Source organism: Streptomyces sp. NBC_00775 (assembly GCF_036347135.1).
GTDB classification, from domain to species: domain Bacteria; phylum Actinomycetota; class Actinomycetes; order Streptomycetales; family Streptomycetaceae; genus Streptomyces; species Streptomyces lutosisoli.
Genome location: NZ_CP108938.1, coordinates 4529400 through 4543125, shown reverse-complemented (window position 1 = coordinate 4543125; position 13726 = coordinate 4529400). Strand labels below are relative to the sequence as shown.

Below are 13726 nucleotides of genomic sequence, written 5' to 3'. Positions count from 1 at the left end.
GGGGGAGGGGGACTGAGGGGGCCCCGACACTCACTCCGGCCCTGCTCCTCTCCCCAGCCCTGCTCCTGGCTCCCATCCGCTCCTCACTCCAGCCCCGACACCTTGAACACCGTCTGCGCCGTCTCGCGGTCGATCCGGTCCGACACGTGGCGCAGCGCGGTCGCCCCGCACAGGAGCGAGCCGCGGAGGGCGGAGACGCGCGCGTCCTCGTCCAGGCGGTGCCACAGCTGGGGGTTGGAGACCAGGACCTGGGGGTTGATCTCGACGCGCGCGCCGAACGTGTCCCGCAGGACGAGCCGCCGGCCCACGCCGTCCAGACAGCGCACCGACACCAGATGGTCGGTCCGCACCCGCCGCGCGCGCAGCAGCCCGCGCGAGGTCAGCCAGCCCTCACCGGCGGCGACCCGGACGGGGCAGAGGACCAGGAACAGCACTACCGCGAGTGTGACCCACAGCAGGGCCCGCGGGTCTGTGAGGGTGCCGGCGGCCCGGTCGATCAGCAGCAGAAGGGCGAGGAGTACGCCGGCACAGCGGATCGCGCTGCGCACGTCCCGGGCCCAGAGGCGGTCGTACGCCACTTCCGCGGGCGGCGGGGTGGGTGCGTCGACCGCGTCGTTGCGGCGTTCCATAAGACCGACGGTAGTGACCCGGGAGGCCGGAGGCAGCATGCCTTGACGGGTCTCTGACGGGCCGGGGCGTCAAGGATTCGACAAGGTCCCGGGCTTCGGCGCGAAGAACGCGCAAGAGACGTACGCGCGCGGCCACGGGTGGGCACAACCTGTGCGGAGCCGCGCACCGCTTCCCCGCGTGCGCGGCCCTTTTCGTGCGGTGACGTTCAGTGCGTTCGTGCGGTGACGTTCAGCGCGGCGCCGCGAAGTGCCAGCTCGCGGACGCGTCGGGCCTTCCTGGAACAGGGGTCCGCATGTCTCGGAACCCGGGTTCCGAAGGTGTCCGTAAGGGATGCGTCAAAGGCGTACCGCGCCCCGTATGGGAGCCGTCAACGCCGGTCGATTCCGGCCACGGAGGAGCTTTGCTCTAACCGTCCGATCCGTTTCCGAACCTCTTCTAGGAGCTCACGATGGCCGACGTGGCCTTCGTCGTCACCACGATCGCGGTGTTCGCGCTGGTGGCCCTCGTCGCCAAGGGGGTGACCAAGCTGTGACCGCCGAGAACATCGTCGGCCTCGTCGTGGCCGTCTCCCTGCTGGGCTATCTCATCCTCGCCCTCGTCTTCCCCGAGAGGTTCTGAGCACCGACATGAGCCCCGTCCTCGCCGGCGTGCTCCAGCTGCTCGCTCTCATAGCGGCACTGGCACTCGCCTACCGTCCCCTCGGCGACTACATGGCCAAGGTCTACTCCTCCGACAAGCACCTGCGCGTCGAGAAGTGGATCTACAAGGGCATCGGCGCCGACCCGAACACGGAGATGCGCTGGCCCGCGTACCTGCGCGGCGTCCTCGCCTTCTCCGCCGTCAGCGTGCTCTTCCTGTACGTCCTCCAGCGCGTCCAGGGTTCGCTGCCCGGCTCTCTCGGCTTCAAGTCCATCGACCCGGACCAGGCGTTCAACACCGCCGCGTCCTTCGTGACGAACACCAACTGGCAGTCGTACTACGGCGAGCAGGCCATGGGCCACGTCGTGCAGACCGCCGGTCTGGCCGTCCAGAACTTCGTCTCCGCCGCCGTCGGCATCGCGGTGGCCGTCGCCCTCGTGCGCGGCTTCTCCCGCTCCCGCACCGGTGAGCTCGGCAACTTCTGGGCCGACCTGGTGCGCGGTGTCGTCCGCATCCTGCTGCCGCTGTCTGTCGTCGCCGCGATCATCCTGGTCGCCTGCGGCACGATCCAGAACTTCTCCGGCATCCACTCGGTCGGCCAGTTCTTCGGCGGCTCCCAGCAGTGGAACGGCGGCGCGGTCGCCTCGCAGGAGGCCATCAAGGAGGTCGGCACCAACGGTGGCGGTTACTTCAACGCCAACTCGGCCCACCCCTTCGAGAACCCCAACCCGTTCTCCAACCTCTTCGAGATCTTCCTGATCCTGCTGATCCCGTTCGCGCTGACGCGGACCTTCGGCCGGATGGTCGGCAGCCTGAAGCAGGGCTACGCGATCCTCGCCACGATGGTCACCATCTGGATCGGCTTCACCGCCCTGATGATGTGGACCGAGTTCGCCCACCACGGCCCGGCGTTCCAGATCGCCGGTGGCGCGATGGAGGGCAAGGAGACCCGCTTCGGCGTCGGCGGCTCGTCCATCTTCGCGGTGGCGACCACGCTGACCTCGACCGGTGCGGTGGACTCCTTCCACTCCTCGTTCACCGGCCTCGGCGGCGGCATCACCATGCTGGGCATGCAGCTCGGCGAGATCGCGCCCGGCGGTACCGGCTCCGGCCTCTACGGCATGCTGATCATGGCGATCATCGCGGTGTTCATCGCCGGCCTGATGGTCGGCCGCACCCCCGAGTACCTGGGCAAGAAGATCGGCACCCGTGAGATCAAGTTCGCGGCCTGCTACATCCTCGTCACCCCGGCGCTGGTGCTCATCTTCACCGCCGCGGCGATGGCCCTGCCCACCCCGGGCCACTCGATGACCAACAGCGGGGCGCACGGATTCTCCGAGATCCTGTACGCCTACACGTCCGGCGCCAACAACAACGGCTCGGCCTTCGCCGGTCTGAACGCCGACACCCAGTGGTTCAACACCACCATCGGGCTGGCCATGCTGCTCGGCCGCTTCGTGCCGATGATCTTCGTCCTGGCGCTGGCCGGTTCGCTCGCCGAGCAGAAGCCGGTCCCGGCGACCGCGGGCACCCTGCGCACCGAGAAGCCGCTGTTCACCGGCCTCCTCGTGGGCGCGATCCTGATCATCACCGGTCTGACCTACTTCCCGGCGCTCGCGCTGGGTCCGCTGGCCGAGGGGCTGGCGCCATGACCACTCGTATAGAGAAGTCCCGTTCAGAGGATCAAGAGGACTCGATGTCCACAGCCACTCCGACCCGGGCGCCGCACAGCGATGTGCCGACCGGCCACAAGCCCGACGAAGGACGTGTGGGCGCGGGTCTCTTCGACCCCAAGCAGCTGCTCAAGTCGCTGCCGGACGCCTTCCGCAAGCTCGATCCGCGGGTGATGGTCAAGTCCCCCGTGATGTTCGTGGTGCTGGTCGGCTCGGTGCTGACGACGGTCTTCTCCTTCAAGGACCCGAGCGACTGGTTCGGCTGGGCGATCAGCGCTTGGCTGTGGCTGACCGTGATCTTCGCCAACCTGGCGGAGGCGGTGGCCGAGGGCCGCGGCAAGGCGCAGGCGGACACCCTGCGCAAGGCCAAGACCGACACGGTGGCCCGTCGTCTCTCCTCGGACGGCAAGAGCGAGGAGCAGGTGCCCGGCACCGAGCTGCGCGTCGGTGACCTGGTCGTCTGCGAGGCGGGCGACATCATCCCCGGCGACGGTGACGTCGTCGAAGGTGTCGCCTCGGTCGACGAGTCGGCCATCACCGGTGAATCGGCTCCCGTCATCCGCGAGTCCGGCGGCGACCGCTCGGCCGTCACCGGCGGTACGAAGGTCCTCTCCGACCGGATCGTCATCAAGATCACGACGAAGCCGGGCGAGACCTTCATCGACCGGATGATCGCCCTGGTCGAGGGCGCCGCGCGGCAGAAGACGCCCAACGAGATCGCGCTGAACATCCTGCTCGCCTCGCTCACGATCGTCTTCCTGCTCGCGGTGGCGACCCTGCCCCCGTTCGCGGACTACGCGGGCACGCATCTCACGATGGTCGTCCTGGTGGCCCTCCTGGTCTGCCTGATCCCGACCACGATCGGTGCCCTGCTCTCCGCGATCGGTATCGCGGGCATGGACCGGCTGGTGCAGCGGAACGTACTCGCCATGTCCGGCAGGGCAGTTGAGGCGGCGGGCGACGTGTCGACCCTGCTCCTCGACAAGACCGGCACCATCACCCTCGGCAACCGCCAGGCCTCCGAGTTCGTTCCGGTGACCGGCACCACCGAGCCCGAGGTCGCCGACGCCGCCCAGCTCTCGTCGCTGGCCGACGAGACGCCCGAGGGCCGCTCCATCGTCGTCCTGGCGAAGGAGAAGTACGGGCTGCGCGAGCGGCACCAGGGCGAGCTCGCCGGTGCCGAGTGGATCGCCTTCACCGCCCAGACCCGTATGTCGGGTGTGGACGTCGACGGGCGCAAGATCCGTAAGGGCGCGGCCGGTTCGGTCATCGCCTGGGTGCGGGAGCAGGGCGGCGAGGTGTCCGAGGACGCCGACACCCTGTCCAGCCGGATCTCCGAGGCGGGCGGTACGCCGCTGCTCGTGGCCGTGGAGGACAGTGAGGGCGCCCGCGTCCTTGGTGTCATCCACCTCAAGGACGTCGTCAAGGAAGGCATGCGCGAGCGGTTCGACGAGCTGCGCCGCATGGGCATCAAGACCGTCATGATCACGGGTGACAACCCGCTGACGGCCAAGGCGATCGCGGACGAGGCCGGCGTCGACGACTTCCTCGCGGAGGCGACTCCCGAGGACAAGATGGCGCTCATCAAGCGGGAGCAGGCGGGCGGCAAGCTCGTCGCGATGACCGGTGACGGCACGAACGACGCGCCGGCGCTGGCCCAGGCCGACGTGGGTGTGGCCATGAACACCGGTACCTCGGCCGCCAAGGAGGCCGGGAACATGGTGGACCTGGACTCCAACCCCACCAAGCTCATCGAGATCGTGGAGATCGGCAAGCAACTGCTGATCACCCGTGGTGCGCTGACGACCTTCTCGATCGCCAACGACGTCGCGAAGTACTTCGCGATCATCCCGGCGCTGTTCGCGGCGGTCTACCCGGGCCTGGACAAGCTGAACATCATGCACCTGTCCTCGCCCGACTCCGCGATCCTGTCCGCGGTCATCTTCAACGCGCTGATCATCATCGCGCTGGTGCCGCTCGCCCTGCGGGGTGTGCAGTACCGGCCGATGAGCGCCGACAAGATGCTCCGCCGCAACCTCGGGATCTACGGCATCGGCGGACTGATCGCGCCCTTCATCGGCATCAAGATCATCGACCTGCTCATCTCCCTCATCCCCGGAATCGGCTGATCCCCATGAACAACTCGGTTACGAACACGGCCCGGTTGCTCTGGGCCGGCCTGCGAGCGCTGCTCGTGTTGACTCTGGTCACAGGCGTGATCTATCCGCTCGCCATCACGGGTGTGGCCCAAGGTCTCTTCTCCGACAAGGCGAACGGCTCGGAGATCAAGTCCAACGGCAAGGTCGTCGGCTCCTCCCTCATCGGCCAGGCCTACAACCTGCCGCTGAAGAAGGGGCAGGAGACGCCGGAGCCCGACCTGAAGTGGTTCCAGGGCCGTCCACAGAACGGGTTGGGTGTGAACTCGGTCAACACCCAGTACAAGCTGATCCTGTCCGGTGCCACCAACCGTTCCGGTGACAACGCCGACCTGATCAAGTGGGTCAAGGACGCCAAGGCCGCCGTCATCAAGGACAACTCGGCGGGCGGCTACACGGTCAAGGCCTCCGACGTACCCGCCGACGCGGTGACGTCCTCCGGCTCCGGCCTGGACCCGGCGATCTCCCCGGAGTACGCCGACATCCAGGTCCACCGGATCGCCGAGAAGAACAACCTGTCCGTCGCCCAGGTCCAGAAGCTGGTCGACGAGCACACCGAGGGCCGCACCCTCGGCTTCATCGGCGAGCCCCGCGTCAACGTCCTCGAACTCAACATCGCGCTGAAGGAACTCGTGGCGAAGAGCTGACGGGCTGATGGGCCCTGCGCGGCTGGACCCGCGCCTCTTGAGGCGCGGGGAACCGCGCGACCAGCCCCCACTAACCCGCAGCCGACACACGACCGAACGGGGTCTGGGGCGGAGCCCCAGAAGGATGGAACGGGTAGGGGCGGCGGGGGCGAAGAAGACACCACGCCCCCAGCGCGCACGGGCCTCGGAAGTTCAGGTCTGCGGGAGGACGAGCCGGAACGTGCAGCCCTTGCCCGGGGCGGTGTCCAGTTCCAGGCGGCCGGCGTGGCCCTGGGCGATCGCGGCGGCGATGGCGAGGCCGAGCCCGCTGCCGCCCTGGCTGCGGGAACGGGCCGGGTCGACGCGGTAGAAGCGTTCGAAGACGCGCTGGGCGTCCTCGGGGGCCAGACCCGGACCTTCGTCGGCGATCTCCAGTACCGCGACGGGGGTGCCATACGGGAGGGGCGGGGAGGCGCTGGTGCGGCCGGGCGTGTCCACACCGCCCGTGGCAGGACCCGCCAGGCCCGTTCCGACGCGTACGTGGACGGGGGTGCCCGCGGGAGTGTGGGTCCGCGCGTTGGAGATCAGGTTCTCGACGACCTGCCGCAGCCGGTGCGGATCACCGGCGGTCTCCACCAGCTCCAGTTCCGCCGCCTCCGGAGAGAGGGAGCCGAGAGTGATCGGGCGGTCGGGAGCGCCCAACGCGGCGGCGCTCACGGCGTCGGCGGCCAGGGACAGGAGGTCGACCGGGTCCTGGCGGTAGGAGGGTTCCTGGTCGAGTTGGGCGAGCAGTTGGAGATCGTCGACGAGCAGGCTCATGCGTTCGGCGTTCTGGGCGATCAGCCGGTTCGCCTCGCGTCGGCCCTCGGTGGGCTGCTCTTCGTGGCGCAGCGCCAGTTCGGCGAAGCCCTGGATCGTGGTCAGCGGCGTCCGCAGTTCATGGCCGGCGTCGGCGACGAAGCGGCGCAGTCTGGCTTCGGAGGTCTCGCGTTCGCGCAGGGCGCCCTGGAGCCGTTCGAGCATGGTGTTCAGGACCCGGCCGAGCCGCCCGGTCTCGGTGCGCCCGTCGGTGTCGGGCAGCCGCAGGTCGAGGTTGCCGTCGGTGATGTCCTCGGCGGTGCGCTCCATCCGGGTCAGTGGGAGGAGCCCCAGCCGGACGACCCAGCGGCCGAGCAGGACGACACAGGCGATGGTGAGGGCCAGCAGGACGCCGTCCACCAGGAGGATCTTGGAGGTGGCGCCGTCCACGGTGTCCATGGGCAGCGCGACCACCGACTTCATGCCGTCGGGGCCGTCCCGCAGGACGACCCGCCAGTGGCCGTCGCCGATGGTGGCGGGCACGGTCGTGGGCCGTCCCGCCGTCAGACCGAGGTCGCCGGCCGAGAACGCCAGCTCGGGTTCCGAGGGCTGCGGGTCGCCGAGCGAGGCGGTCAGGAGGTGGCCGTCGGAGCCGTAGAAGAAGATCCGGAAGTCGGAAGGCAGCGCTCCGGGGGTGGTGAACCTGCTGGGGAACCCCTTCTCGCTCACCGCGTCCGTGTACGCCTTGCGGTGTGTCTGGAAGTGGGTGAGCTGGTCGTCGAGGCTGTCCATCAGCCAGGACCGCAGCACGACGAAGCCGACGACCTCGGCGGCCAGCACCGCGGTGGTGGCGACGACGGTGATGCCGAGGACGAGACGGCGCCGCAGGCCCGCCGGGCGATTCCGGCGCCGTCCGAAGAGCCGTCCGAAGAGCCGTCCGAAGAGTCGTGCGAAAAATTGTGCGAACGGACGCCGTTTCACCGGTCGGCGGTCCGGTCCTGGCCGGGGACGCGCGGCAGCCGCAGGCAGTAGCCGACCCCGCGGACCGTGTGGATCAGCGGCGGCTCGACGCAGTCGATCTTCTTGCGCAGATACTTCACATACGTCTCGACGATGCGGGCGTCACCGGCGAAGTCGTAGCCCCACACGTGCTGCACGATCTGGGTCCGGCTCAGCACCCGGTTGGCGTTGGTCATGAGGTAGCCGAGCAGCTGGAACTCGGTGGGGGAGAGCGGAACGTACCGGTCCGCGCGGTGCACCTCGTGCGCGACCTCGTCGAGCCGGAGGTCGGCGAAGAGCAGGATGCGGTTGTCGTCCGGATCGCCGGACGGCTGCTCCTCCACGCCGGTGCGGCGCAGGATCGCCTGGATCCGCAGCAGCACCTCTTCGAGGCTGAAGGGCTTGGTGACGTAGTCGTCGCCGCCGGACCGCAGCCCGGCGATGCGGTCGGACAGGTCGGTGCGCGCGGTCAGGAACAGTACGGGGGTGTCCTTGCCGGCCGCCCGCATCGCCCGGGTCACCTCGAAGCCGTCCAGGTCGGGCAGCATCACGTCGAGGAGCACCAGATCGGGGCCGAACCGCTCCATCTCCCGCAGGGCGGCCGCCCCGGAGTCCGCGCTGCTCACGTCGTAACCGGTGAGCCGCAGCGTCGACTCCAGCAGGGCACGGATGCTCGCCTCGTCCTCCACGATGAGGAGCTTGTGCGGGGGCGTGGAGTGCTCGGCCATGGCGCCGACTCTTCCCTGCGTTCATGAGGAGCGGCTTGGAGCTTTCTGGGTGTTTCCTGAGAGCGGCCCATGTGAAAGGCCCCGGGCTCCTCCACTGTGGGAGCCCGGGGCCGCCCCGTGTATGACTGAGACCTGGCTCTGACCTGGCTCCACGAGGTGCCCCGCAGATTAGGGGCGGCCCGTGGGAGACCCCGGGAAGAATGCTGAGAGATCCATGTGGATCGGCCCCCGGTCAGGTCCGTCAGGTCAGCCAGGTCGGTCAGGTCAGCCAGGCCGGTCAGGTGATGCTGAGCGCCAGGCAGAAGTCCACGCGGTCGCGCAGGGTGGCCAGACTGTGCCCGGTGAGCTGTTCGACGCGCTGGAGGCGGTAGCGCAGGGTGTTGACGTGCACGTGGAGCTGCTCGGCGCACCGGTGCCAGGAACCCGAGGCGTCCAGGAACGCGGTGAGGGTGCCCACGAGATCGCTGCGGTGCTCGGCGTCGTACCGCTCCAGGACCCCGATCAGCCGCTCCCGGTAGAGCCTGCGCACGTCGTCGGGGACGGAGGCGAGCAGCAGCATGTACGAGGAGAGGTCGCCGTCCGTCGCGGTGCGGACCGTGCCGGTGCCCAGGCGGGCGATGCGGTGGGCGTGCCGTGCCTCGTCGAGCGAGCGGCGCAGCCCGGCCGCGCCGATGGCGGGGGAGCCAGTGCCGAGGGCGGCCCAGCCGTGGGTGAGGAGGGGGGACAGCCGGGTGGCGGCCTGTTCGAGGAGGGCGGGGAGGGAGGGGAGAGCGGGTACGCGGTCGCCGTCATCGGCGGCGGCAACGGGCTGTTCAGGGTGCTCGGGCCGCCCGGGATGCCCGGGAGTGTCCGCGGCCGGCGCCCGCTCCGGACGTCCGGTGTCCTCGGCGACCGGCACCGGCACCGGCGCCAGCATCAGATACCCCTCGCCCTCCGCGACCGCCGCCGAACACCCCGGTATCTGGTCGAAGACGTCCTCCAGGACGACCGCCGCGAGCTCGGCGCCGTACGGGCTGCCGGTCGTGCTGACGTACACGGCGGTCAGCGGTTCGGCCGGGTCGAGGCCGAGGCTGCGCAGCCGTCCCTCGGCGGCCTCCGCACGCCCCTCCCGTACGAGGTCGACGGACTCTCGCAGGAAACGTTCCTCGATGCGGCGGCGTTCCTGGCGGGCCACCCGGTCCATCGCGAGCAGCGCGCACACCTCGCCGGCGGCGTCCGCGACGCCGGGCGCCCAGTCGCGGAAGTCGCCGGAGGCGGCGAGGTAGGCGGCGGGCGGGCGGCGGGCGACCGGGGACTGCACGGGGAAGAAGGTGAGGTGGCCGCCGCCGGGCACCGGCCGTACGGACGGGAAGCTGCCCGCGGCGAGCGCGTCGCGGTGCGCCCGGTCCAGGTGATGGGCGCTCACTTCGGGCACGCCACCGGCCGTCGGCCGTCCGGTCGCGGACAGCACCGCGCACCATAGGCCGGTGGCCCGCGCGAACACCTCGACGAGCCCCTCGGACCCGGCCCCGGACGCCATGCTCGCGACCAGGCCGCGGTGCAGGTCCGCGCCGGGGGAGCGGCCGGCGGGTCCGGCGAGCGCGGCGAGGACGGTCTCGGTGAGGGCCGCGTACGACACGTCGTCGCCGACCGTGAACAGCGCGAGCCCATGCCGCTCGCAGGCCCCCGCGAGCGCGTCCGGCAGCGCCCCGATACCGGCGGTGCCCGCGACCAGCGCGGCGGCGCCCGCGCCCGCGAGCGCGGCGACGAACACATCGGCGTCGTGCGGCTCGCGGTACCAGGTGGTGGAGGTCAGGACGAGTTCGCCGCCGTCGAGATAGCGGCCGGGGTCGGGGAGGTCGGTGGTGTAGACGCCGCGGACGCGCTGGTCGCGGGAGGTGACCGGGGTGACGGGGACAAGGCCGAGGCGGGGGATGCCGAGGAGTTCGGTGAGCAGCATCGGGGTCGTCGTCCCTTGGCGCGTGTTACGGGCGTGCACACCGGCGGGCACGGAGTTTGGAGAACAGTACAGGCCGGGGTCTCGTCCGCCACCCGTCGTCTGTAGGGCGGTGCAGGTCCCCGCGTGCCGCGCGCCGAGTTCACTGAGGGCAACCCGCCCGAGCCGCATGCCCCCCTTCAGTGAGGAGACCGCCGTGCGCGCCGAACCCGACAGCACCGCCCTGGAAACGCCGTTCACCGTCGAACAGGCGGGCGCCGAACCCGTACCACCGGACCACCGGCACGGCCGCCCCTGGTCGCTGTTCACCCTCTGGTTCGGCGCGAACGTGCAGTTCGCGACGCTCAGCGTCGGCGCCCTGTCGACGTCCGTGTTCGGCCTCGACCTGCTCCCGGCGGTCCTCGCCATCACCCTCGGTACGCTCCTGAGTTCGGCGCTGGTGGGCCTGTTCTCCACCCGTGGCCCGCTGACCGGAGTGCTCCAGCTCATCCAGTCCCGGGGTCCGTTCGGCCGCCTCGGGAATCTTCCCTCCGCCGCTTTCACCGTCGTCAACGGTGTCGGCTGGTGTGTCGTCGACTCCCTGCTCGGCATCTTCATCCTGCGCGACCTGACGGGAATGGCCTTCGTGCCCGCCCTCCTGCTCATGGCCGCGGCGCAGCTCGCCATCGCGGTCATCGGCTACCGGATGATCCACTACGTGGAGCGCGGCCTCGCCGTCCTGCTGGTCGTCGTCTTCGCGGTCGTATCGGTGTACGGCTTCGGCGACGCGCACGCCGCCGCCCCGGCCGAGCCCTTCGCCGGCACCACGGCCGCGTTCCTGCTCGTCGTCGCGGTCACCGCGGCCCGTGTCCTCGGCTGGTCCGCGTACGCCTCCGACTACAGCCGCTATCTGCCGGCCACGGCCGCCCCGAAGCGGGTGTTCCTCGCGGCGGGCGGCGGCAGCGCGGTCGCCGGGGTGTGGATCGGCGCCCTGGGCGCGGCGATCGGCACGGCGGGAGCGGTGGACAACCCCAGCTCGATGGTGAGCGGCCTGCTGCCGGACGCCCTCGGCACCGTCGTCCTCCTCTCCCTGCTCCTGTCGACGCTCGCCTCGACCGTCATCGACCTGTACTCGGGCGCGATGGCCGCGCTGGTCGCCGGGTTCGCGATCCCGCGCTGGGTGTCGGTCCTGGTCGTCGGCGGACTCGGCACCGGCCTGTCCTGGTACGCCGGACACGGCGACTTCGCCCAGCAGCTCCAGGACTTCCTGCTGATGACCGGCTACTGGCTGGCCCCGTGGACCGCGGTGATCGTCGTCGCGTACTGGTGGCGCGAGCGCGGTGCGTACGGCCTCCGGCGGCTGTACGACGCCGAGCACCGCTTCGGCTGGGGGCTTCCGGCGCTGTTGCTCGCCCTCTTCACCGAGATCCCGTTCATGAACCAGTCCTTCTACACCGGCCCGCTCGCCGAGGCGCATCCGGCGATCGGCCCGCTGGGGCTGCTCGTGGGGTTCGTGGTGGCGGGGGCGGCGTACGCGGTGCTGGAGGCGTGGCGGCCGGTGCCGGTCGCGGCCGCGGTGGAAGCACGGGTGCCGGTGGTGGCCGCCGAATAGCCCCTTCCCGTACGTCAGTTGACCCTGCCCGATCAATCCATCGGTGATCGACCCATCCTGATCAACCCTTCCCGATCCCATGAAGGAGCCGCAGTGCACCACCCCACACCCGAGGACGAGAAGTTCCTGACCGCGGCCGTCGAACTCGCCGCCCGCTCCCGCCAGGGCGGCAACCACCCCTTCGGCTCACTCCTCGTCCTCGACGGCTCGGCGGTGCTGGAGGCGGGCAACAGCGTGGTGACCGGGCGGGACGCGACCGGCCACGCCGAGACCAATCTCGTACGGCTGGCGACAAGGACGTACACCCGCGAGGAGCTGGCGAAGGCCACGCTCTACACCAGCACCGAGCCCTGCGCGATGTGCGCGGGCGCCGTGTACTGGAGCGGTATCGGGCGGGTCGTCTATGCCCTCGGGGAGGACGAACTCCTCGCGCTGACCGGCGCGAACGAGGAGAACCCGACGATGGCGCTGCCCTGTCGCGAGGTGTTCGCGGCCGGGCAGCGTCCGATCGAGGTCGTCGGCCCGTGCCTGCGGGAGCGGGCGGAAGCCGTGCACGCCGGCTTCTGGAACTGACCGCCCGCAAGGCTGAGTTGAGGAGACATCCCATGACCCGCACCCGTACATTGATCCGCAACGGCATCGTCATCCCCTGCGAGGGCGGCAAGGCGGTGTACGACCCCGGTTCCGTGCTCATCGAGGACGGCAGGATCGTCGCGGTCGGCACCGTGGAGGAACTGGACGCGGCCGCCGCCGACGCCGAGGTCGTCGACGCCACCGGCCACGCCGTGATCCCAGGTCTGCACAACACCCACCTCCACTCGGGCCTGTTGCGCGGCACGGCCGAGTCCAAGTCCCTGTGGGACTGGCTGCGCGACTACGTCGACCCCGCCCACAAGGCGCTCACCCCGGAGATCGCCGAAGCGGCCTCCCTCCTGTGCTACACGGAGTCGCTGCGCGCGGGCACGACCTCGGTGATGGACATGTGGCGCCACATGGAAGGCTCGGCGCACGCGGCCGAACAGGTGGGAATCCGGGCGACGTTGGTCCCGTACGTGGCGGACCTGCCGGGCTACGACTACTTCGAGACCCTCGACACGAACCGCCGTCTGCTGGAGAACTACCGCACCTACGCGAACGACCGCGTCCGCTCCTGGGTGGGCCTGGAGCATCTCTTCTACTGCAGCCCGGAAGCCTTCAAGGCGGCGGCCGCGCTCGCCGACGAGTACGACACCGGTCTGCACACCCACTCCTCCGAGACGATCTGGGAAGTGGAGGAGTCCCTGCGGCAGTTCGGCCGCCGCCCGATCGAGGAGTTCTACAACCGGGGCATCCTCGGCCCGCGCACGGTCGTCGCCCACTGCGTCTGGCTGGACGACCGCGAGATCGAGCTCCTCGCGCAGACCGGTACCAGCGTCGCGCACTGCCCGTGCTCCAACATGAAGCTCTCCTCCGGCCCGGCCCGTGTCATCGACATGCGCCGCAAGGGCATCGCGGTGGGCCTGGGCAGCGACGGCGAGAAGGAGAACAACAACCTGGACCTGCTGGAGGAGATGAAGTTCGCGTCGTTGCTGCAGAAGGTCTCGACCCTCGACCCGACGACGGGCGACCCCTGGGACATCCTGACCATGGCGACCCTGGAGGGCGCCCGCGCGCTGGGACTCGACGCGGACACGGGCTCCCTGGAACCCGGCAAGAAGGCCGACATCGTCACCGTCGACCTCCGCAAGCTGCACACCACCCCCCTCCTGCACGGCGAGGACTTCAACGCGGTCGCACACCTCGTCTTCTCGGCGGGCGCGGCGGACGTCGACCACGTCTGGGTGGACGGCCGCCAACTGGTCTCGGACGGCGAGGTGTTGAGCGTGGACACCGAGCGGGTGCGGGTGCGTGCACAGGCGGCGGCGGAAAAACTCTTCGCGCGCAGGGCGGCGCTGAATGAACACTGATCCG

At 70.2% G+C, this 13726-nt stretch carries 11 protein-coding genes; 7 read left to right on the top strand and 4 right to left on the bottom strand.

Annotated elements, in window-relative coordinates:
- Nucleotides 1-83: 83 nt before the first annotated feature.
- On the bottom strand, nucleotides 84-629 hold the full coding sequence (locus OIC96_RS20240) for a hypothetical protein (RefSeq protein ID WP_330306494.1): 546 nt from the start codon (nucleotides 627-629) through the stop codon (nucleotides 84-86).
- 529 nt (nucleotides 630-1158) lie between these two features.
- On the opposite strand from OIC96_RS20240, the gene kdpF reads away from it, so the two are divergent.
- The 4 genes from kdpF to OIC96_RS20220 are packed head-to-tail and all read left to right on the top strand — an operon-like array spanning nucleotide 1159 to nucleotide 5745.
- Complete coding sequence (kdpF, locus tag OIC96_RS20235) at nucleotides 1159-1248, top strand: K(+)-transporting ATPase subunit F (protein ID WP_190127323.1); 90 nt, start codon at nucleotides 1159-1161, stop codon at nucleotides 1246-1248.
- Between the two features lie 8 nt (nucleotides 1249-1256).
- On the top strand, nucleotides 1257-2921 hold the full coding sequence (kdpA, locus tag OIC96_RS20230; protein ID WP_330306495.1) for a potassium-transporting ATPase subunit KdpA: 1665 nt from the start codon (nucleotides 1257-1259) through the stop codon (nucleotides 2919-2921).
- 44 nt (nucleotides 2922-2965) lie between these two features.
- Nucleotides 2966-5071: a potassium-transporting ATPase subunit KdpB gene (gene kdpB, locus OIC96_RS20225; protein WP_406501903.1), complete on the top strand. Its 2106-nt coding sequence runs from the start codon at nucleotides 2966-2968 to the stop codon at nucleotides 5069-5071.
- Between the two features lie 5 nt (nucleotides 5072-5076).
- Nucleotides 5077-5745, top strand: a complete 669-nt coding sequence (locus tag OIC96_RS20220; protein ID WP_330306497.1) for a potassium-transporting ATPase subunit C — start codon at nucleotides 5077-5079, stop codon at nucleotides 5743-5745.
- Nucleotides 5746-5937: 192 nt separating this feature from the next.
- Here OIC96_RS20220 and OIC96_RS20215 read toward each other — a convergent pair whose 3' ends face one another.
- The 3 genes from OIC96_RS20215 to OIC96_RS20205 all read right to left on the bottom strand — a co-directional run bounded on the left by OIC96_RS20215 (nucleotide 5938) and on the right by OIC96_RS20205 (nucleotide 10188).
- Entirely contained in the window at nucleotides 5938-7410 is a 1473-nt protein-coding gene (locus OIC96_RS20215) for a sensor histidine kinase (RefSeq protein WP_330310234.1), read from the bottom strand.
- A gap of 89 nt (nucleotides 7411-7499) precedes the next feature.
- On the bottom strand, nucleotides 7500-8249 hold the full coding sequence (locus tag OIC96_RS20210) for a response regulator transcription factor (protein WP_330306498.1): 750 nt from the start codon (nucleotides 8247-8249) through the stop codon (nucleotides 7500-7502).
- 277 nt (nucleotides 8250-8526) lie between these two features.
- A complete protein-coding gene (locus OIC96_RS20205) occupies nucleotides 8527-10188 on the bottom strand; it encodes a helix-turn-helix domain-containing protein (RefSeq protein ID WP_330306499.1) in 1662 nt (553 codons plus the stop codon).
- 193 nt (nucleotides 10189-10381) lie between these two features.
- Here OIC96_RS20205 and OIC96_RS20200 point away from each other — a divergent pair, with 193 nt between their 5' ends.
- From OIC96_RS20200 to OIC96_RS20190, 3 genes are all read left to right on the top strand, one after another.
- Nucleotides 10382-11776, top strand: a complete 1395-nt coding sequence (locus OIC96_RS20200; RefSeq protein ID WP_330306500.1) for a purine-cytosine permease family protein — start codon at nucleotides 10382-10384, stop codon at nucleotides 11774-11776.
- A 93-nt stretch (nucleotides 11777-11869) separates the two neighbouring features.
- The gene (locus OIC96_RS20195; RefSeq protein ID WP_330306501.1) at nucleotides 11870-12349 is read left to right on the top strand and encodes a nucleoside deaminase; all 480 of its coding nucleotides are present in this window, start codon (nucleotides 11870-11872) and stop codon (nucleotides 12347-12349) included.
- A gap of 32 nt (nucleotides 12350-12381) precedes the next feature.
- Entirely contained in the window at nucleotides 12382-13722 is a 1341-nt protein-coding gene (locus OIC96_RS20190; protein ID WP_330306502.1) for an amidohydrolase family protein, read from the top strand.
- Nucleotides 13723-13726 lie beyond the last annotated feature (4 nt).

Coding starts and splice junctions, on each gene's coding strand:
- OIC96_RS20220 (WP_330306497.1), top strand. CDS start 5,077: ATGAACAACTCGGTTACGAACACGGCCCGGTTGCTCTGGGCCGGCCTG.
- kdpB (WP_406501903.1), top strand. CDS start 2,966: ATGTCCACAGCCACTCCGACCCGGGCGCCGCACAGCGATGTGCCGACC.
- OIC96_RS20210 (WP_330306498.1), bottom strand. CDS start 8,249: ATGGCCGAGCACTCCACGCCCCCGCACAAGCTCCTCATCGTGGAGGAC.
- OIC96_RS20205 (WP_330306499.1), bottom strand. CDS start 10,188: ATGCTGCTCACCGAACTCCTCGGCATCCCCCGCCTCGGCCTTGTCCCC.
- OIC96_RS20190 (WP_330306502.1), top strand. CDS start 12,382: ATGACCCGCACCCGTACATTGATCCGCAACGGCATCGTCATCCCCTGC.
- kdpA (WP_330306495.1), top strand. CDS start 1,257: ATGAGCCCCGTCCTCGCCGGCGTGCTCCAGCTGCTCGCTCTCATAGCG.
- OIC96_RS20240 (WP_330306494.1), bottom strand. CDS start 629: ATGGAACGCCGCAACGACGCGGTCGACGCACCCACCCCGCCGCCCGCG.